This window comes from Nocardiopsis trehalosi NBRC 14201, assembly GCF_001552555.1.
In the GTDB taxonomy this organism is placed as follows: Bacteria; Actinomycetota; Actinomycetes; order Streptosporangiales; family Streptosporangiaceae; genus Nocardiopsis_B; species Nocardiopsis_B trehalosi.
Window position 1 is genome coordinate 17,056 of sequence record NZ_BCRK01000045.1, and the last position, 19,134, is coordinate 36,189.

The window sequence follows — 19,134 nt, forward strand, 5'->3', positions numbered from 1 at the left end:
CGCGGCCGGGCGCGGTCACTGGCGCGCCGCTCGGCACAGGATGTCGGTCTGTTCACTGGTCAGCCCCTCCCCGCCGGTGCCGTCCACCGCTTGGACGGTGAAGGCGAGGCAGCGGTTTCCGGCGTCCGGGAAGGCCGCCGCCTGGTACTCGCGGCCGTTGACGGTCACGGGCGCGCCGCCGGCGGGCACGCGCAGCGGCTCCAGGGCGGGGTCGCGCGCCTCGACCACGTACTCGGCGGCGCCCTCGACCGGCGCCCAGTACACGTTGGTGGTGCCGTCGTCGGCGAACGCGAACCAGACCGACCCGGGCGCGGGCAGGTGCGGCAGCTCCACCGGGTCGGCCTCGGCGGCGGCGCTCTGCGCCCCGCCCTCGGCCCGCGCCGCCACCGTGAACGTGTAGGTGGCGCCCGGTTCGAGCCCGGCCAGGTCGATCTCGGTCGTCGACGTGGTGCGGACGGCGAACCCGCCCGCGGCGGTGGTGTCGGCCGACACGACGTAGTCGACGGCGCCGGACGCCCCGCGCCACCGCAGCGACGCCGCGTCGGTGCCGGTGACCTCGATCCGCAGGCCCTCGGGGGCCGGCGGCGCCGCGCCGCCGAGCACGACCTCCTCCGAGGTCGCCGCGGCCCCGTACCCCGCGGCGCTGACGGCCTGCACCTGGAAGCGGTAGGCCGCGCCGTCGCGCAGGCCGTCGACCACCACGCTGCTCTCGGTGCCGGCCACCGTGGTGCTGCCGCCCTCCCAGCTCACCACGTAGGAGTCGACCGGGGCGCCGGGGGAGTAGGCGGGCTGCCAGTCGACCTCGACGCCGCCGTCGCGCGCCGACGCGGTGACGGGGACGGGCGCGCCGGGCACCCCGCCCGCCGCGGTGCCGTCGCCGACCGGGGTGGCGGCGGTGCCGCCCGCGCCGGGGCCCGTCGCGGTGCCGCCCCAGGAGGGCGGGTCCGTCGACGGGGGCGCGGTGGGCTCGGGCAGTTCGGGCGCGACCTCACCCTCGGGCTCGGTGCCCGCGTCCACGTCGGCGGGGCGGTCGGCGCCCTCGGGATCGGCGCCCTCCTCGGCGGGCGGCTCGGTCTCGCCGGGGGCCGGGGTCGGCTGCCCGGGTGAGGGGGCCGCGGTCGGCTCGCCGGAGGGGTCCGGTTCGCCGGGGGCGACCGGGGTCTCCCCGCCGGGCTCCCCGGGCTCCCCCGGTTCGGTGCCGCCGGGGCCGGGCGGCGGCGGGAACTTCTCGACCTCGGCGGTCTCGCCGGTCGGGCCGATGACGAGCGCGGCCCCCGATTCGGGGGCGTTGACGAACAGGTGGCCCTCGCGGACCTCCAGCACCAGCGCGCCCTCGGCGCCGGGGACCTCGACCGCCTCGGCCTCGCGGCCGTCGGCCTCGAACACCCGCACCGAGCCGCCGTCGTCGGCCGCCAGGTAGACCCGCCCCTCGTAGGGGACGGCGACGGACCCGCCGATGCCCTCGGCCCGCACCACCTCGACGGAGCCGCCCTCGTGGGGGCCGGCGAGCGTGAGGAGCGCGTCGTCGCCGGGCACGGTCACCGCCACGAGCGCGCCGGGGGTGCGCGCGGGGACCGCGGCGTCCGCCAGCTCCAGCGGCGAGGACTCCTCGGCGACGGCGCCGCCGCGCACCTCCACCAGGGTGTCGTCGGACCGGTTGACCACGAGCGGGCCCTGGTCGCGCACGGTCATGACGAAGTCGTCGGCGGGGTCGGTCACGCCGACCGTGTCGACGACCTCGGCGGTCCCGTCGGCGATCCGCACCCCGACCACGGTGCCCTGGCTGGGCACGCCCACCCACAGCACCCCGTTGGCGTCGAACTCGCCGCCCACCAGCGGCGCGGGCAGCTTCAGCACCTCGCCGGTGGACCGGAAGGTGGCGGGGTCGACCGCCCGGACCTCCCCGGCCTCCCGGTCGACCACGACCCCGTGCCCGGCGCCGAGGAAGAAGCCGTGCTCCGCGCCCGGTTCGAGGTCGAGCCGGCCGGTGAACGCCATCTCCGTCAGGTCGATCGACGTCATGCGGCCGGTCTCCAGGTCGTGCAGGATCAGGTGGTCGTCGTCCTGGGTGACCACGACCCCGTGCCCGGCGGACTCGGGGACGCTCGTCACGAGGTCGACCCGGCCGTCGTGCGGGTTGGTGCGGGAGAGCTGGCCGCCGGGGCTGCTCCACAGCCAGAAGTTGCCGTCGGTCAGCTCCGCCGCCCGGCCCAGCGCGCCGGCGCCGAACAGGGTGCAGGCGAGCGCGACGGACAGCACCGCGACCGTGCCGGTGGAGGCGCCGCGGCGGGCCCCGGCCCAGGCGCGGGCCGCCGTCCCGGTGAGGGCGGCGCGGAGCCCGCCGGTCCGCTCGCCGCCGCCGTCGTCGGCGGAGGCGGGGCGGCCGATCCGGGCCCGTATGCCGGCGATGCGCTGTCGCACGCTCCAGCCTCCGTCTCTGCGCGGTTGCCCGGCCGTGGTCCGCGCGCCGATCAAGCCGACAACGGGTCGAATGGGGGTGATCCGCGGCAATCGTACGAGGGAACCCGGGTCCGCGCACACGCGGTTTCCGGCCGCCGCGGGGGATCGGCCCATCCCGGCAGCTCCATCCGCGGTCACGCCCTCAGACGCCCCCCGCCGACCTCCGGTTCCGCCCCCGCCCGTCCGGTCGGGGACACCCGCCGGGGAGGCCGTCCAGCAGAATGGCGCCGTCGGGGGCTTCCCGGACGTAGAGGTGGTATCTACAGTGAGTACGCGCGGGCGCGGACACCTGTCCACCCGCGCGCAGGACGAGGGGCACAGGGACACCGAGACCGATGGCTCCGCGGGGACCGATGGGCGGCCCCCGCTGACGGGAAGGGACGTGGCGTCGTGGCAGTTGCCGATTCCGGTGAAGAGGGCCTCGTGACGCTCAAGGAGTGGGCGGCGCGGGTGGGCTACAGCCACGGCTACGTGGTCCACGTGATGCCGCGCTACTACCCCGACTTCCCCGCCCCGGAGAAGCCCCGCCGCGGGGTCACCGAGAAGGGCGGCGGCGGGGGCAGCGCGCTGTACGACCCGGCCAAGCTGGAGCCGTTCCGCCCCCGGCGCCCCGATCCGGTGGAGCTGCCCGAGGAGGACCTCGACCGCGAGGTGACGCTGGGCGGCTTCGCCAAGCTGCTCGGGGTGGACGGGCGCAGTGTCTCCCAGATCAAGGACGACCGCCCGGACACGCTCCCGGACACGGTCGACGGGCGGCGCTGGTACCCGCGGGCGCGCTTCTACGCCCGGGACCTGCTGCTGATGTGGAACAGCCGACCGGGGCAGGGGCCGGGGTCGGACAAGCGCCGCCCGCCCCTCCCGTGGACCGGGGGCGGCTCGTCCGTGTGAACGTCCGTGCCCCGGCGTCGCCCGCCCCCGCCGGTACCCCGGACGGCGCCGGGCCGCGCCTCCGAACCGTGAAAAATTCGACGGAACCGCCGTGTATTCGGGTGAACCGAAGCCGATCCGCGTGCGTCTGACTCTCTGTTCCCCGCGACGCGCACACACCCGCGCCGTGGACGCCGGCGAAGGGAGACGCGAGTGGCGTGGGTGACGACGCTGGGTTCGGACAGTGCTCAGGTCGACTACCGGCTCAAGAGCCAGTGCGGCTGCGACCAGGTCGCGCATGACCATGCCTCCGAGGACGCGGCCGCCCACGCCTCCGAGGACGCGGCGGCGGACTACCGGCTGTACGGGGCCCCGCGGCCCGTGGAGCGGGTCGGCTCGGGGTGGGCGGAGTTCGGCGAGGAGGCGGGCACCGACCTGGCCGACGAGGCCGCGCTGGAGGCGATGCGCCAGGTGATGGCCGGGCGGGACCCGCGCACCGGCGAGCAACTGGTCGAACCCAAGATGGCGGTGGACCCCAAGGCCAAGCTCGCGGCGCGCCCCTTGGTCGAGGCGGTGTGGGCCGTCGCCGAGGCCGCCCACATGGATCCGGCGGAGCTGCTGGAGTCACCGCGCCTCGCGGCGCGGTTCGCCCGCCTGGAGAAGGGCCTGGTGCGCGACGGCGAGGCCCACCGCGCCTCGGTGTCCGACCTGGAGGCGATCGCCGAGGCCGCCGGTGTCGGCCCGGAGACGCTGTGGCCGGCCGACGAGCTCCAGCGGGCCCGCTCCCACGCCGACGACCGGGTGCGGGTGGGCAACCGGGGGTACGACCTGGTGCTGAACATGCCCAAGAGCATGTCGGTGGCCTACGGGCTGGCCGACGACGCCACGGCGGCCGAGATCGAGGAGATCTACCTCCAGGCGGTGCGCGAGACCGTCGAGGACGTCGAGGCGTGGGCCGGCTACGGCCTGAGCGGCCACCACGGGGACGGCCAGCGCGCTCAGCGCGTGGAGGCCAGCGGGTTCGCCGCGTCCATGACCCTCCACCGGTCCGCGCGGCCGGTCGGCGGCCAGGTGGGCGACCCGCACATCCACGCCCACGTGATGATCCCGAACATGGTCAAGTGCGCCGACGGGCAGTGGCGCACGCTCGGCGCCGGGGGGCGGGACCTGCACCGGCACGTGGCCCTCTTCGGCGAGCTGGCCAAGGCCCGTGCGCGCGCGAAGATGTCGGAGCGGTTCGGCACCGAGTGGAAGCAGGACGAGCGCACCGGCGAGTGGGAGATCGTCGGCGTCGAGGAAGGCGTGCGCGGGCTGTTCAGCTCGCGGACGAAGCAGATCAATGAGCAGGTGGGCGCCGACGCTTCACGGGAGGAGAAGCAGGCCGCCGGTCGGATCCTGGCGGAGGACAAGAACCCGCTGAGCGAGACGGGCAGCGCCCGTACGGCCTGGCGGACCCGGGCGGAGCAGGCCGGACACGACGTCGACGACATCCTGGCGACCGCGATGCCGGGGGCGCGCGACACCGCCGCCGCCGGCACGCGTGCGGAACCCCCGTCGCTCGACGAACTGGTGGCGCGGATATGGGACCCCGAGACGGGGATCACCGCCAACCGCAAGGTCGTCAACCGGGCCCAGGTGATGACCGCGGTCGCCGAGCAGCTCCCCGGCGGCCTGGCGCGGCTCTCCGAGCTGGAGGTGCTCACCGACGCGGTCCTGGCCGCGGGCCCGGGGGTGCTGCTGCCCACGACCGAGGGGGCGCACCTGTCCAACGCCGACAGGTGGACCTCCGCGGACATCGTGGAGGCCGAGCGGACCATCACCGCCTCGGCCGAGCGGCGCCTGGGCCAGGGGTCCGGGGTGGTCCCCCGCGAGCAGGCGGAGGCCGTGCTCGCGGCGTTCGAGGCCGACCGCGGATTCGCGCTGTCGGAGGAGCAGCGGCGCACCGCCCTGCGGCTGATGGGCGACGGCCACGGCGTGGACATGGTGCGCGGGGTCGCCGGGGCCGGCAAGACCACGCTGATGAGCGCGGTGTACGCCGGGTGGGAGGACGCCGGCTACCGGGTCGAGGGGGCGGCGGTCGCCGCGGTGGCCGCCGCCAACCTGGAGGCGGAGTCGGGCATCGCGTCGAGCACCGTGGCCTCCTGGCTCCAGCGCATCGAGTCCGGCGCGGGGTTGGACGGCGTCGACGTCCTCGTCGTGGACGAGGCCGCGATGGTGGACGACCGGTCCATGGCGGTCCTGGTGGCCGAAGCGGAGCGCACCGGGACCAAGATCGTTGGGATCGGCGACCCCAAGCAGCTGAAGGCGGTCGGCGTCAGCGGCGCGTTCGCCGCGGTGCACGCGATCGTCAAGGGCGAGACGCTGAGGGAGAACCGCCGGCAGAGCGACGCGGTGGACCGCGAGGCCCTCGCGGCCTGGCTGGACGGCGGGCGCGAGACCGCGCTGTCGGTGTGGGGCCGTGCGGGGCGCGTGCACGCCGCCGAGCGCGCCCACGAGGTCCACGAGGCCATCGCGCGGGGCTGGTGGAACGACCGCAAGGACATCGGCGACCGGTTCCAGGCGGCCGAGGACGTACTGGTGCTGGCGGCCCGCAACAGCGACGTGGACGAGCTCAACCACCGCATCCGCACACTGGCGCGCGCGGGCGGCCACCTGCACGGACCCGAGGCCGGCTTCGCCCTCCGGGGCGGCGGCCGGCTCAACCTCGCCGCCGGGGACGTGGTGCGGGTCCGGCGCAACGACTACCGGTCCCGGCGCGGGGAGGGCGAGGACGTCCTCAACGGGTTCCGGGGCGTGGTGGCGGAGGTGGACCAGCGGCGCGGCGCCCGGGTGGAGTGGCGGCGCCAGGGCGAGGTGCGCAGCGCCTGGATCAGTCCCGAGGCGATCGCCCGCGGGGACCTGAGCCACGGGTACGCCATGACGATCGCCGCCGCCCAGGGCCTGACGTGCGCACGGGCGCACGTGTACGGCATCGGCGCGGACGCGCACTCGCTGTACCCGGCGATGACCCGCTCGCGCCGGCGCGCGGACCTCTACCTGGCGGGCGAGGCGCTGCAGAGCCCCGAGCTGCGGGAGCGCCTGGCCGGGGCGCGCAGCGACAAGGAGGTGGTGCAGGCGTGCATCGCCGCCTACGCGCGCACCCTGGCCGGCCGGGACGCCGGCATGGTCACCGACGAACTGGACGGGGACCGGCGGGCCGAACCGGTGCGCGGCCGGAAGGCGCCGTCCCCCGACGCCGCTCCGAAACGCGTCGGCGCGCCGGTGGGCGTCGCCGACGCCCTGCGCCGGTTCTCGGCGGGCAAGGCCGGGGCGGGGGCGTCCCGCGGGCGGCGCACCGGGGGAACCCGCAGGGGGCCGCGCAAGCCGTGACCCCGCGGCGCCGCCCGGAGGAGAACGCCCCGCTCTCCGACCGGTCTCCTACGACCGGTCGGAGAGCATCCCGTGCAGACCCTCCGCCGTAAGGCGCGCGGCCCGCTCCTGCGGCCCCCACGAGCGGTCGGCGCACCAGTGCGCGACGAGGTCGGCCACCGCGGCGAGCACCCGCGCGGCCGCGCGGCACCCGGCCGCGTCCCGCTCCGCCGCTGCGCCGGCGGCGCTCAGCGCCCGGGCGGCCTCGCGCAGCCGCGCCGCCTCGGCGGCGGGCGCGGAGGACACCGGCACGCGTCCGGCGGGGCCGCAGTCCCGCGCGGCCGCCGACAGCGCGTCCCGCACGGACGCGGGGGCGGCCACCGCGGCGGCCGTGAGCGCGTCGGAGAGGGCGGCCGCGGCCGCGGCCCGCTCCGGGTCGCCGGCCCCCGGCCACCGGCCGGCCAGGTCGCGCGCCGCGGCGCCCACCCCGGCCCAGGGCCCGTCCGGGTGGACCGGCGCGGGGGCGGCGGGCGCTTCGGCGAAGCGGGACCGCACGCGCGGCAGCGACAGGTCCGGGGCCAGCGATGCCCCCGAGAACCACACCGGCCCCCCGTCGGGGGCGATGTCGCCGGGCAGCGCCAGCGCGTAGCCGAGAACGGGGCCGGCGTCGGGAGAGCGCCGTCGCAGCAGGGCTCCACCCGCCCGTACCGCCGCGAAGAACTCCTCCTCGGTCCGGGCGGCGACCGCGGCCCGGCGCGCCAGCGGCTCCAACACCGCCCGTGCGGCGAGGGGGCGGCCGGCGCGCTTGGCCTTCTCCGTCTCGCCCCGGGTGGGGGAGGGGGCGGAGGTCCTGTTCGAGGCGCTCGTGGGGCGCAGGCCCAGTTCCGCCTCCAGGCGCCGGCACTCCTCGCGCAGCCGCAGGGCGTCGTTGTGGATGTCGGGGTTGGTGTCGTCCTGCCGGGCCAGCGTGGCGACGAGGTGGATGTGGTGGCCCTCGTCGCCGTCGTGGCGCACCGCCACCCACCGGCAGGCGCGGTCGTCGCCGTGCGGGGCCACCCCGCCGGCGGCGGCGATGCGGCGCGCCACGTGCCCCCACTCGGCGTCGGTGAGGGGGCGGTCGGTCGCGGCCACGCGGACGGCGCAGTGCCACACGTGGCGCGGGGCTCCGGGACGCACGAACCGGTCCAGGCGCCTGGCCAGCACCGGGAGGTCGGTACCGCCGGAGCGGCCGGGGTCGGGGACGCCGATGGTGCGCCAGGCGGCCACCAGGTGGGGGTCGATGTGCTCGTTGGCGACCCCCGGCCCGTAGAGGTACGTGAGCAGACCCGGGGTGTCCTGGCCGCGCATCACCTTGGCGATCATCGGCGGGAGGCCTCCGCGACCGCGTCGGCGGCCTCTTCGAGGGCCTCCACCGCCACCGCCACGCGCTCCAGCAGTGCGCGGACCTGGTCGGTTCCCGCCCCGGCGGCGGTCAGCGCCGCCAGTTCGTCCCCCAGTCGGGACAGGGCGGTGGTCCCGTCGCTGAGCGCGACGAGGTTCTCGCGGGCGTCCGGCGACGTCGACAGCGTGTCGCGGGCCACGCCCAGGGCGGAGTGGGCGGCGAACCCGCCGAGGGTCATCCTGTGGGCTTTGGCCGCCTCGACGAGGAGCCCGTGCTCCTCGTCGCTGAGGCTGAGCTTCACATGCTTGTCGCGGCGGACGCCGGTTCTGCGGTTGCCGCGCCTGCGCTGGGCCGTCTCTTCCACCATCGACTCCCCGTGCCGTCCGGCCGATCAGTTGTCGGATGTCCCTGGCGATGATCGCGTATTCGGACGTGCGAGGCCAACGCGCGGGGCGCGGGGAGCGGCCCCCGCCGCTCCGTTCCGGGGCGGGGGCGGGGGCGGCGGCGCGGGTCAGGTGGCGACGCCGTCCCGGTAGCCGTCCATCCTCACCCGCCCCGCCCCCGCGCCGGACCCCGCCCCCCGCCGAAGGGCCGCCGGTTGGTCAGTCGGGGCGGTGGTAGCGGCGGTTGAAGCGCTCGACGCGCCCGGCGGTGTCGACGACGCGGCGCTGCCCCGTGTAGAAGGGATGGCTCGCCGAGGAGATCTCCACGTCGATGACCGGATAGGTGGCGCCGTCCTCCCAGACGATCGTGCGGTCGCTGGTGGCGGTCGACCGGGTGAGGAAGGCGAAGTCGGCCGCCCGGTCGCGGAAGACGACCGGACGGTAGGGCGGGTGGATACCCGGGCGCATGGGCGCGTCCTTTCCTGGGGGCGGTTCCGTGGTGGTCGGTGCGGTCAGCGGTCCTCGCGGAACTCCACGTGGCGCCGCACCTTCGGGTCGTACTTGCGCAGCACCAGCCGGTCGGGGGTGTTGCGCCGGTTCTTCCGGGTGACGTAGGTGTAGCCGGTCCCCGCTGTGGACCGGAGCTTGATGATCGGCCGTGCCTGGTCGCGTGCCATGGGAACGCCTCGTTCCGGGTCGGGCCCGCCGGCGGCGGGCGGAAGGGGGTGGTGCGGCGGGCCGCGTCACCAACTGGACTTGGTGACTCCGGGCAGCTCGCCGCGGTGGGCCATCTCGCGGAAGCGGATGCGGGAGAGCCCGAAGCGGCGCAGATGGCCCCGGGGGCGGCCGTCGACCGCGTCGCGGTTGCGCACCCGGGTGGCGCTGGCGTCGCGCGGTTGGCGCTGGAGGGCGACGACGGCGGCGGCGCGCTCCTCGGCGGTGCTCCGCGGGTCGGCGACGGTCCGCTTCAGTTCGGCGCGGCGCTCGGCGTAGCGGGCGACGACGTCGCGGCGCCGCTCGTTGCGGGCGATCTTGCTCTTCTTCGCCATGTCAGACCCGCCCCCCGCGTGCGCGGATGTCGGCGACCACGCGCTCGATGCCGCGGGTGTCGATGACGCGGATGCCCGTGGTGCTGACCGTCAGGCGGATGTACCGGCGTTCGCTGGGAAGCCAGTAGCGGCGGCGCTGGATGTTGGGATCGAACCGCCGCCGGGTGCGGCGGTGGGAGTGGGAGACCGAGTTGCCGAAGGCGGGCGCCTTCCCGGTCACCTGGCAGACGCGGGACATGACCGTCCCTCCTCGCTAGTGAAAACGATAACCGTTTTCACTATAGCGCGCACGGGACGGCCTATGGGCGGTGGAGCGGGACGGCGGCGCGGGGGCGAGCGGGCGGAGGACCTCGTTGATCTCGACGCCATCGGGGCGTGGGATCGATCCCACGCCCCGATGGCGTCGAGATCAACGGGAAAGGGAGAAGCGGACGGCCCGGACCACGGACGCGCCGGCCGTGGTGGCGGCGAGCATGGGCAGGGCGCCCGCCACCACCGCGCTCGACAGCAGCCCGAACGCCGGGCCCTCGGGTAGGAACGGCACGGCGGCGGAGTCGGCCGCCATCACCGGCCAGGCGCACACGACGTACAGCGGCAGGGCGGCCAGGGCGGACGCCCCCGCCGAGGGCGCGCCGAGTGCCCGCAGGCCGCCCCACGCCAGCAGGCCGGCCACGAGCGGCTGTGCGGCGAGGGCGGCGAGGCCCAGGCCGATGTTCGCATCCACCACGCCGCGCGGCGTGGGCACCAGCCACACCCCGGCCTGGACGACGAGCAGCGCGAGGAGGCCCGCCGCGGCACCGCAGACCGCGGCGGAGGCCAGGAGGCGGGGCTGGGAGGGGTCGCTTCGGTTCGTCATGGACCGATCATCGCGCCGCCGCCGCACCGCCGCCTGAGTGCGCGTACTCATCTCCGCGCGGGCGGGCGGTCGTCTTCGCCTCCGCCGGGCGTCCTCGCCTCCGCGCGGGCTCCCGTGCGCAGGCGCCGGCCGTCACCACCCCGGCGGGGCCGGGGTGGGCTCGTGGGTGGTGTACAGGCGGGCGGAGTAGATCCCGATGGCCGCCATGGGCAGCCAGGCGGCCGCGACGATCGCCGCGTTCTCGCCCCAGTCGCCGAGCATCAGTGCCAGGGGGGCGAAGAGGCCCGCGAAGAAGAGCCCGACGGCGAGGCCGAGTGTGGCCCGCATGCCCCGCGTCGGTTCCGGCTCGGCGCGGCGGCGCAGCCGCCAGACGCAGACGGCCGCGCCGAGAAGGCTCGGGGGCAGCACGATGAGCGCGCCGATGAGCATCCGCGCGCCCTCGTCGTACGGGGCGTCGTGCGTGGCCTGGGAGTCGCCGCCGGCCGCGATCTCGGTCAGCCGGCCCCGCCAGACCGTGCCCTCGACCCGGTCGCCCTCGTCGAGGCGGGTGAAGACCGGGCCGTCGGAGGGGTAGGAGGTCTCCCACGTGTCGCCGTCCGCGCTGGTCAGCAGCGCGCGGTTGGACTCGCCCCGCTTCATGAACGGCCGCTCGATCCCCGACACGGTGTACTCCTCCGTCCACCGGCACTCGGCGGGCGCGGCGGGCTTCTCCGGGCAGGGCTCCGCGGCCGCGTAGGCGCGCAGGTCCCGGTCCCCGCCGGGCACCCGCGCGGTCACGGCGGTGAGCATGCCGGCCGCGGCGGCGGTGCAGAGCAGCAGGAGGAGGACCGTGCCTGCGGTGCTCCGCAGAGTCCCTGCGAGGGAGAGGCCGTTCATGGCCGTATTGTTCCATTTTTTGCAGCTTGTACGTTGTGAGTGGCCGCCACGCACCGCGGCCGACCGCCGGACCCACCGGGGGCCCACCGCCGGAGGCCGCCCCGGCGCCGCCCCGGTGCCGCCCCGAAGAAAGAGCACGCGCATGGACATCACCGTGGACGACCTCTCCGGCCCGGAGATCGCCGCGTTCCTCGACGAGCACCTCCGCGACATGCGCTCGATCACGCCCCCGGAGAGCAAGCACGCCCTCGGTCTCGACGGCCTCCGCGCGCCCGACGTGACGTTCTGGACGGTGCGGGACGGCGGCGCGGTCGTCGGGTGCGGCGCGCTCAAGCGGCTGGACGCCGACCACGCCGAGCTGAAGTCCATGCGCGTCGGCGCGGCGCGCAAGCGGAGCGGTATCGCGTCCCGGCTGCTGGAGCACATCATCGCCGAGGCGGTCCGCGGCGGGTTCTCCCGGCTCAGCCTGGAGACCGGGTCGGACGCGTTCTTCCTGCCCGCCCGGAGCCTCTACGCGAAGTTCGGGTTCACCCCCTGCGCCCCCTTCGCCGACTACCGGCCGGACCCCCACAGCGTCTACCTGACCCTCCGCCTCCCGACCGCCGCCACCTGACCCGCCGCCCCCTGACCGGCCGCCGGCGCGGCGCCGGGCCGCCGCCTCACCGTCCGCGCAGGTGCCGGGCGAGGAACCGGTCGGCGGCGTCGAACGTGGCGACCAGGTTCTCCGGGTTCACGAAGTCGTGGCCCTCGTCGGGGAAGACGATGTACTCGACCTCCACGCCCCGGGCGCGCACCGCCTCCACGATGTGGTCGGACTCCGACTGCGGGACGCGGGCGTCGTTGGCCCCCTGCACCACCAGCAGCGGGGCGATGATGTCGTCGACCCGGCTGATGGGCGAGCGGGCCAGCATGTCGGCCTCCTGCTCGGGGACGTCGGGGTCGCCGGCGTAGCGGTGCCAGGTGTTGATCAGGCTCGCCCGGGCGAACGCGGGCTGGCCGCGCACGTAGCTCACCAGGTTGGAGATCCCCACGACGTCGATGACCGCCGCGAAGCGGTCCGGCGTGAAGGCGGCCCCCACCAGCGCGGCGTAGCCGCCGTAGGACCCGCCGAAGACCGCGACCCGGTCGGGGTCGGCGTAGCCCTGCGCCACCGCCCAGTCGACGGCGTCGATCAGGTCGTCGTGCATCCGGCCCGCCAGCTCGCCGACGGCGGCCCGCATGTGGGCCTTGCCGAACCCGGTCGACCCCCGGAAGTTGACCTGGAGCACCGCGTACCCGCGGTTGGCCAGGAGCTGCACGGCGCCGTTGAACCCCCAGTTGTCGCGCGTCCACGGGCCGCCGTGGACCATGAGCACCAGCGGGAGCCCGGCCGGCTCGACGCCCACCGGGAGCGTGAGGTACGACGGCAGCCGCAGCCCGTCGCGGGCGGTGATCGTGACGGGGCGCATCGGGGCCAGCGCGGCCGGGTCCAGGTGCGGGAAGGGGCGGAACAGCAGCCGGCTCTCGCCCGTGGCGTGGTCGTACAGCCAGGTCGCCCCCGGGTCGCGGTCGTGGTCGAACGCCACCACCCACCGGCGGCGCTCCGCGTCGCAGGAGACGGTGCTCAGGTCGCCGTCGGAGAGCACGCGCACGTTCTTCCAGACCGCGGCGAAGTGCGGGTCCAGGGCGTGGATCACCTGGCGCTCGCCCATGTAGCGCACGCCCATCAGCTCGCCCCGCCGGTCCCGGATCAGCGGCGAGGGCATGACGGGGAAGACCTGCGCCCGGGCGTCGAGGTCGTACTCGGGGTGGTCGTCGACCTCGGTCTCCTCGCCGGTGGCCAGGTCGATCCGCGCCAGGCGGGTGCGGTCGGTGCCCCGGTTGGAGCCGATCCACAGGCCGGTGCCGTCCGGGGTGACCTCCGCCGGGAAGACGCCCATCGGGTAGTCCTCGCCCGGCCACACGCCGATGGGGCGCGTCGTCCCCGTCTCCCGGTCGAGACGGGAGATCTCCAGGTCCCCGTCGGGGGTGGTGGCGGAGAGGAACATGTCGTCGCCGCGGCCCCGGAACCACCCCTGGCCGATGCCGGGGCTCTCGGCCAGCAGCGTCAGCTCACCGGTGGCCACGTCGAGTTCGTGGGTGTCGAACGCCGCCGCGTCGCGGGCGTTCAGCATCAGGGTGACCTTGCCCGGCCGGCCGGGGGCCGACTCGAAGGTCAGGACCCGGGCGCCCGGGAACGGGGTGAGGTCGACCGCCGCGGAGCCCGGGGCGTCCAGGTCGACCCGGTAGAGGTGCCAGTTCTCGTCGCCGCCGTCGTCCTGGGTGTAGAGCAGCCAGCGCGGGTCGTCGGTCCACTCGTAGGCGATGACGCTGCGGGCCTCGTCGGCGGTCACACAGCGGGGTTCGGCGCCGGGGGCCAGGTCCTGGATCCAGACGTTGAGCCGGTTCCGCCACGGCGCGAGGTAGGCGATCCGGGTGCCGTCCGGCGAGATCGCCGCGTTGGCGCGCTCCGGGGGGCCGAACAGGTCCTCGACCGTCATCCTGGCGGGCAGGGGCATAGCCGTTCCTCTCATCCGAGGGCGGGTCGCAGGTGTCGACCAGCGGATACGTCCCCCAGTCTTCTCCCGGCCCCGGAACGCGACCAGTGATGCCGCGTCACCGCCTCCCGTCGAGAAATGTCATGGTCGGCCCGCCGCCGGCCCCGTCGCGGCCCGGAGCCGGAGGCCGGCCCCGGGCCGCGACGGCCCCCGTCAGGTGGTGTGCGCCCCGCCCGGGCCCCCGGACGGTCCGGGCCCCCGGCCGTCCAGGGTGATGGCGCCGGACGGGCAGGTGCCCGCGGCCTCCCGGACCGCGGCGTGCCGCTCCGGGGGCGGCGCGGCGTCGAGCAGGAGCACCCGGCCGTCGTCGGGGTCCTGGTCGAACGTCTCGGGCGAGCGCAGCGCGCACATCCCGGCGCCGATGCAGCGTTCCCGGTCGACCCTCGGCCGCATGCCGCCTACCCCTCGTCCCAGGTCACGGGCAGCGCGGACACGCCGTAGATCGTGGCGTCGGTCCGCAGGGGGACCTCCTCGGGCGGGACCGCCAGGCGCAGACCCGGGAACCGGGAGAACAGCGCCGGGAAGGCCACCCGCATCTCGACGCGGGCCAGCTGCTGGCCGAGGCACCCGTGGACGCCGTGCCCGAAGGCCAGGTGCCCGGCGGTGGACCGGTGCGGGTCGAAGGTGTCGGGGTCGTCGAACCGCAGCGGGTCGCGGTTGGCGGTCTGGAGGGAGACGACGACGCTGTCGCCCGCCCGGACCGTCTGCCCGTCGATCTCGACGTCCTCCAGCGCCGTCCGCACGCCGGTGTGGGCGATGCTCAGGTACCGCAGGAGCTCCTCCACGACCGGGCCGGCCAGCTCGGGGTCGGCGCGCAGCTCGGCGAGCCGGTCCGGGTTCCGCAGCAGGGTGAACGTGCCGAGGCCGATCATGTTGGCGGTGGTGTCCAGGCCGGCGCCCAGCAGCACGATGCCGACCGTGGTCAGCTCCGCGTCGGACAGGTCGGTCTCGGTCAGCTCCGACAGCAGGTCGTCGGTCGGCTCGGCGCGCTTGGCCCGCACCAGCTCGGCGAGGTAGGTGTACAGGGCGGTCACCGCCTCGCCGGTGTCATCGGTGAGGGCGCCCCCGGTGAGGACCTCGGCGTGCCGCTGGAACCGGTCGCGGTCGGCGTAGGGCACCCCGAGCAGTTCGCAGATCATCAGTGCGGGGAGGGGCCGGGCGTAGGCGGCGACCAGGTCCACGGGCGGGCCCTGCCGCTCCATGGCGTCCAGGTGCTCGGCGGCGATCCGCTCGACCCGCTCGGTGAGCAGCCGCATCCGCCGGACGGTGAACCGTCCCGTCAGCAGCCGCCGGTAGCGGGTGTGCTCCGGCGGGTCGATGCCGGTCAGGTCGCCCGGTTCCGCCGGGGGCAGCCCGCCGGGCGGCATGCCCTCCGCCGGGACGTGCATGATGTCGTAGCGGGAGCTGAACCGCGGGTCGGCCAGCACCGCCCGCACGGCGGCGTGCCCGGTGGCCAGCCAGCCGACGTGGCCGTCGGGGAAGGCCAGCCGGCGCAGCGGCAGCTCGTCCCGCAGGCGGCCGAGTTCGGCGGGGGGATCGAAGGGGCACCCGGCGGGCCGCTCGGTGGGCAGGCCGGGCAGCGGGTCGGACGCGGTCGGCGGGACGGGGGGCTGGGGGGTCATGGCGGTGTCCTCTCGGTGGTGGGTTCAGGCGGGTGAGCGCGTCGCGAACAGGTGGCGCGCCCACAGGAGGCTCGCGGCGGTGATGAGCACGCACCAGCCGGTGGCCAGTGCGGCGCTGGGGCCGACCGGTTCGGCGGTGAGCAGGCCGCGCAGGGTGTCGATGATCGGGGTGAAGGGCTGGTACTCGGCGAACCAGCGCAGCCACGCCGGCATGGAGTCGGTCGCGACGAAGCCGCTGCCGAGGAACGGCAGCAGGAGCAGCAGCATGGGGGTGTTGCTGGCGGTCTCCACCGTCTTGGCGGCGAGTCCGAGGGCGACGGTCAGCCAGGTCACCGCGAACGTCGCCATCGCCAGCACCGCCGCGAAGGCGGCCCAGGCCGCCGGGCCCGCCGGGCTGCGGAACCCCAGCAGCAGCGCCACGCCGAGCACGATCGCCACGGCCAGCGCGGTCTGCACGAGCGCCCCCAGGACGTGCCCGGCCAGCAGCGCGACACGGGAGACGGCCATGGTGCGCAGGCGCGTGACGATGCCCGTGGTCATGTCGGAGGCCACCCACACCGCCGTGGCCACCGAGACGCTGGCCACGGTCATGAGCAGGATGGCCGGGGTGACGTAGGCCAGGTACTCGCCGCGGCCGCCGCCCGGCCCGGCCAGGCCGGCGCCGGCCGCGCCCGCCGCGAAGGCGGTGCCCAGCAGCGCGGGCCACCACGTGGACCGCTCGATCCGGTCGACCACCCCGTACCGGACCAGCGCCGAGCCCAGCAGGAACAGGCCGGCGATCAGCAGGGGACCGCCCCCGCCCGCGACCAGCGCCGTCGGGACCGCCGCGGCGGCGAGGCCGGCGACGGCCCACCTCGGCAGCCAGGACGCGGGCAGCAGCACCAGCAGGCCGACGACCGCGTAGACGGTGAGGATCTCGCCCCGCCACAGCAGCATGTGCGGCAGGCCGAACCCGAGCAGGGCCAGCAGGCGGCGCAGCAGGACCAGCCGGGGGCGCGGGGCCCGCTCGGCGGCGGAGTCCAGCAGCAGGGCGAACCCGATACCGAACAGCAGGGAGAAGATCGGCAGTCCGATCCAGACGTGCGCACCGCCCAGGGGCGGCGCCTCGACGGAGGTGTCGGCGTTGGCGATCAGCTGGATGTTGGCCAGGAGGATGCCGCACAGCGCGAACCCGCGCAGCACGTCGAGCGCCGCGATCCGCCGCCGTCCCGAGGCGGTCACCGCGCCACCCCCCGGCCCGCCCCCGCGCGGCCGGCGGAGGCGGCGCCCCCACCGGACCACCCGGCCCGGGCCGCCCGCCGCACGTCCGGTCCTGGCGCGCGGCGGCCGAACGGCGCCCGGTGCGGCGGGGAGGAGGGCGTGCGCACCGCCGCGCCGATGACCGGGCGGTCGCTCCCGGCCCCGGGGACGCGGGGGTGTCCGGGACGGTCGGGGCGGTCGGCCGGGCCGGGGCGGGTCGGGCGGGGCACACGGGGCGCCTCACCGGTCGCCTTGGGACGGGGGAGGGACCCGGCGGTCCGCCGGGGTGGGGGAGGGGCGTCGCATCGCATGGGCCCCCATCCTGTGGACCCGGGGTCACCGCGACATCGGCCGATCGGCCGGTTCACCCCGCTGCACCCGTACTTTCGGCCGATTCGGCGCCCGGGGGTGATCGTTAGCCTGTCCGGTATGGGTGCTGCGACGAGGCCGACCGGCCGGGCCGCGATCGCGGGCGACGTCGGGCTCGGCGTGGTCTTCGCCGCGACGCTCGCGTTCCAGGCCGTGGAACTCGCCTCGATCTGGGGCGGCGGCTACTGGCGGTTCGGCCTGGCCGCCGGGGCCGCCGTGTGCGGCATCGCGCTGGCGCGCCGACGGAACCGGGCCGTGGCCGCGTTCTCCGGCCAGGCCGTCGCGCTGGCCGCCGTCGGAACCGCGTGGTCCCTCGGGCTGCCCGCCGAGCCCAGCCCCGCCATGACGCTGGGCCTGGCCGTGCTCGTCGCCTCGGCGGTCCGGACGCTCCCGGCCCGGTCGGCCGGGGCCGTGGGCGCGGCCGGGGCCGCCGTGGGCATCGGCGGTCTCGCCGCCGCGCTCACCTCCCCCTCCTCCGGGGGCGTGGCGGGGATGTACTGCGCGGGCTGGCTCGCCGCCCTCGCGGTCGGCCTCTGGCTGCGGCTGCTCGACGCGCGGCACCGGGCCACCGTCGAGTCGACGCGCCGCGACGTGCGCATGGAACTGGCGCGGGAACTCCACGACGTCGTCGCCCACCACATCGCCGGGATCGTGCTGCTCGCCCAGGCCGCCCCGATCGCCGCCCGCAGGGACCCCGCCACCGCCGACGCCTCCTTCGCCGAGATCGAGGCCGTCGGCACCGAGGCACTGGACGCCACCCGGCGCGTCGTGGGGCTGCTGCGCGGCGGCGACGACGCGGAGCCCTTCACCCCCGGCCCCGAGAGCCTGCGGGACCTGGTCGAGCGCTTCGGCGGGCGCGGCCCGTCGGTGCGCCTGCGGCTGCCCGCCGACGGGGCGGGGTGGGCGCCCGAGGTGACGAGCACGGTCTACCGGGTCGTCCAGGAGTCGCTCACCAACATCGCCCGGCACGCGCCGCACGCCGGGTCGGTGCAGGTGAGCGTCGACCGGGACGGGGACGCCGTCACCGTAGAGGTGGCCGACGACGCCGCGCCGACCCGGTCCGGCGGCCACGCCCGCCGAGGCGGATACGGCCTGGTCGGGATGCGCGAACGGGTCGAGGCGCTCGGCGGCCGACTGCACGCCGGGCCGCGCCCCGGCCCCGGCTGGTCGGTGCGCGCCACCCTGCCCCTCCCGGTGCGGAGCCGCCGATGACCATGACCGCGGACACCCCCCGCGCGGTCCGCGCCACCGTCGGCGCGGGACCGTGCGCGACGGCGGCCCGCGCCGCCGCCCGCCCGGGGCCCCCGCCGATGGCGGCGGTCCGCTTCCCTTCCCGTGCGGAGCCGCGATGACGATCCGGGTCCTGCTGGCCGACGACCAGGCGATCATCCGCGCCAGCCTGCGGATCATCCTGGAGGACCAACCCGGCCTCAGCGTGGTCGCCGAGGCGGCCGACGGCGCCGAGGCCGTCGCCCTGGCCCGGCGGCTGCGTCCGGACGTCTGCCTCGTGGACGTCCGGATGCCCCGACTCGACGGCATCGAGGTGACCCGCACGCTGGCGGGCCCCGGTGTCCGCGACCCGCTGCGGGTGGTCGTCCTCACCTCGTTCGACCTGGACGAGTACGTCTACGGCGCGCTGCGGAGCGGCGCCGCCGGCTTCCTGCTGAAGGACGTGGGGCCGGGGCTGCTCGTGGAGTCGGTGCGCGCCGCGAACGCCGGGGACGCCCTCATCGCGCCATCGGTCACCACGCGGCTGCTCCGCCACTTCGCGGCCGCCGGCGCCCCACCCGCCCGAGAGCCCGCCCGCCCGCTGTCCGACCGCGAGACCGAGGTCGTCCGCGCCATCGCCCGCGGCCGCACCAACCAGGAGATCGCCGCCGAACTGTTCATCTCCCTCAGCACGGTCAAGAGCCACCTCTCCGGCATCCAGGCCAAGCTCGGGCTGCGCAACCGCACCGAGGTCGCCGTCTGGGCCTGGGAGACCCGCCTGATGGACCCCGCTCCCTAGTGAGTGTTCTTGGAGGCTTCCGGATCAGCGAGCGGCCGCGCCCCTACTGTGCCTGCTTCGCAGGCCGGCACAGCGGGGGCCCTGGGCGGCGCTCGCACGC

General features: G+C 76.3%; 18 protein-coding genes. 5 read left to right on the top strand and 13 right to left on the bottom strand.

Annotated elements, in window-relative coordinates; genetic code table 11:
• Positions 1-15: 15 nt before the first annotated feature.
• Positions 16-2,421: a fibronectin type III domain-containing protein gene (locus NT8_RS10805; protein WP_067967159.1), complete on the bottom strand. Its 2,406-nt coding sequence runs from the start codon at positions 2,419-2,421 to the stop codon at positions 16-18.
• Between the two features lie 429 nt (positions 2,422-2,850).
• On the opposite strand from NT8_RS10805, the gene NT8_RS10810 reads away from it, so the two are divergent.
• Together NT8_RS10810 and mobF are read left to right on the top strand one after the other, a co-directional pair.
• Complete coding sequence (locus NT8_RS10810) at positions 2,851-3,348, top strand: hypothetical protein (protein WP_067967162.1); 498 nt, start codon at positions 2,851-2,853, stop codon at positions 3,346-3,348.
• Positions 3,349-3,540: 192 nt separating this feature from the next.
• Positions 3,541-6,696, top strand: a complete 3,156-nt coding sequence (gene mobF / locus NT8_RS10815) for a MobF family relaxase (protein ID WP_067967165.1) — start codon at positions 3,541-3,543, stop codon at positions 6,694-6,696.
• A 48-nt stretch (positions 6,697-6,744) separates the two neighbouring features.
• On the opposite strand, the gene NT8_RS10820 is transcribed toward mobF, so the two are convergent.
• The 8 genes from NT8_RS10820 to NT8_RS10855 form a co-directional block, all read right to left on the bottom strand.
• The gene (locus NT8_RS10820; protein WP_067967167.1) at positions 6,745-8,037 is read right to left on the bottom strand and encodes a relaxase/mobilization nuclease domain-containing protein; all 1,293 of its coding nucleotides are present in this window, start codon (positions 8,035-8,037) and stop codon (positions 6,745-6,747) included.
• Positions 8,034-8,423 (bottom strand): hypothetical protein, encoded by a 390-nt coding sequence (locus NT8_RS10825; protein WP_067967170.1) that lies wholly within the window; start codon positions 8,421-8,423, stop codon positions 8,034-8,036. The genes NT8_RS10820 and NT8_RS10825 overlap by 4 nt, the downstream gene beginning before the upstream one ends.
• Before the next feature lie 235 nt (positions 8,424-8,658).
• Positions 8,659-8,907, bottom strand: a complete 249-nt coding sequence (locus NT8_RS10830) for a type B 50S ribosomal protein L31 (protein WP_067967173.1) — start codon at positions 8,905-8,907, stop codon at positions 8,659-8,661.
• A gap of 44 nt (positions 8,908-8,951) precedes the next feature.
• Entirely contained in the window at positions 8,952-9,116 is a 165-nt protein-coding gene (rpmG, locus tag NT8_RS10835) for a 50S ribosomal protein L33 (protein WP_067967175.1), read from the bottom strand.
• Between the two features lie 66 nt (positions 9,117-9,182).
• Positions 9,183-9,488, bottom strand: a complete 306-nt coding sequence (rpsN, locus tag NT8_RS10840; protein WP_067967178.1) for a 30S ribosomal protein S14 — start codon at positions 9,486-9,488, stop codon at positions 9,183-9,185.
• Between the two features lies 1 nt (position 9,489).
• Complete coding sequence (rpmB, locus tag NT8_RS10845; protein WP_067967185.1) at positions 9,490-9,726, bottom strand: 50S ribosomal protein L28; 237 nt, start codon at positions 9,724-9,726, stop codon at positions 9,490-9,492.
• Between the two features lie 171 nt (positions 9,727-9,897).
• A complete protein-coding gene (locus tag NT8_RS10850; protein ID WP_067967188.1) occupies positions 9,898-10,344 on the bottom strand; it encodes a hypothetical protein in 447 nt (148 codons plus the stop codon).
• Positions 10,345-10,476: 132 nt separating this feature from the next.
• Positions 10,477-11,220 carry a hypothetical protein gene (locus tag NT8_RS10855; protein WP_067967191.1) on the bottom strand — a complete coding sequence of 248 codons (744 nt, stop codon included), beginning with the start codon at positions 11,218-11,220 and terminating at the stop codon, positions 10,477-10,479.
• Positions 11,221-11,362: 142 nt separating this feature from the next.
• Here NT8_RS10855 and NT8_RS10860 point away from each other — a divergent pair, with 142 nt between their 5' ends.
• A complete protein-coding gene (locus NT8_RS10860) occupies positions 11,363-11,833 on the top strand; it encodes a GNAT family N-acetyltransferase (protein WP_067967193.1) in 471 nt (156 codons plus the stop codon).
• Between the two features lie 46 nt (positions 11,834-11,879).
• Here NT8_RS10860 and NT8_RS10865 read toward each other — a convergent pair whose 3' ends face one another.
• The 4 genes from NT8_RS10865 to NT8_RS10880 form a co-directional block, all read right to left on the bottom strand.
• Positions 11,880-13,757 carry a S9 family peptidase gene (locus NT8_RS10865; protein WP_067967196.1) on the bottom strand — a complete coding sequence of 626 codons (1,878 nt, stop codon included), beginning with the start codon at positions 13,755-13,757 and terminating at the stop codon, positions 11,880-11,882.
• A gap of 192 nt (positions 13,758-13,949) precedes the next feature.
• Positions 13,950-14,189 carry a ferredoxin gene (locus NT8_RS10870; protein WP_067967198.1) on the bottom strand — a complete coding sequence of 80 codons (240 nt, stop codon included), beginning with the start codon at positions 14,187-14,189 and terminating at the stop codon, positions 13,950-13,952.
• A 5-nt stretch (positions 14,190-14,194) separates the two neighbouring features.
• The gene (locus NT8_RS10875; RefSeq protein ID WP_067967199.1) at positions 14,195-15,418 is read right to left on the bottom strand and encodes a cytochrome P450; all 1,224 of its coding nucleotides are present in this window, start codon (positions 15,416-15,418) and stop codon (positions 14,195-14,197) included.
• Between the two features lie 24 nt (positions 15,419-15,442).
• Positions 15,443-16,639: an ABC transporter permease gene (locus NT8_RS10880; protein WP_245646127.1), complete on the bottom strand. Its 1,197-nt coding sequence runs from the start codon at positions 16,637-16,639 to the stop codon at positions 15,443-15,445.
• A gap of 447 nt (positions 16,640-17,086) precedes the next feature.
• Between NT8_RS10880 and NT8_RS10890 the strand changes: the two genes are divergently transcribed.
• Together NT8_RS10890 and NT8_RS10895 are read left to right on the top strand one after the other, a co-directional pair.
• A complete protein-coding gene (locus NT8_RS10890; protein WP_067967203.1) occupies positions 17,087-18,238 on the top strand; it encodes a sensor histidine kinase in 1,152 nt (383 codons plus the stop codon).
• A 136-nt stretch (positions 18,239-18,374) separates the two neighbouring features.
• Positions 18,375-19,034 carry a response regulator gene (locus tag NT8_RS10895; RefSeq protein WP_067967204.1) on the top strand — a complete coding sequence of 220 codons (660 nt, stop codon included), beginning with the start codon at positions 18,375-18,377 and terminating at the stop codon, positions 19,032-19,034.
• Positions 19,035-19,134: the final 100 nt, after the last annotated feature.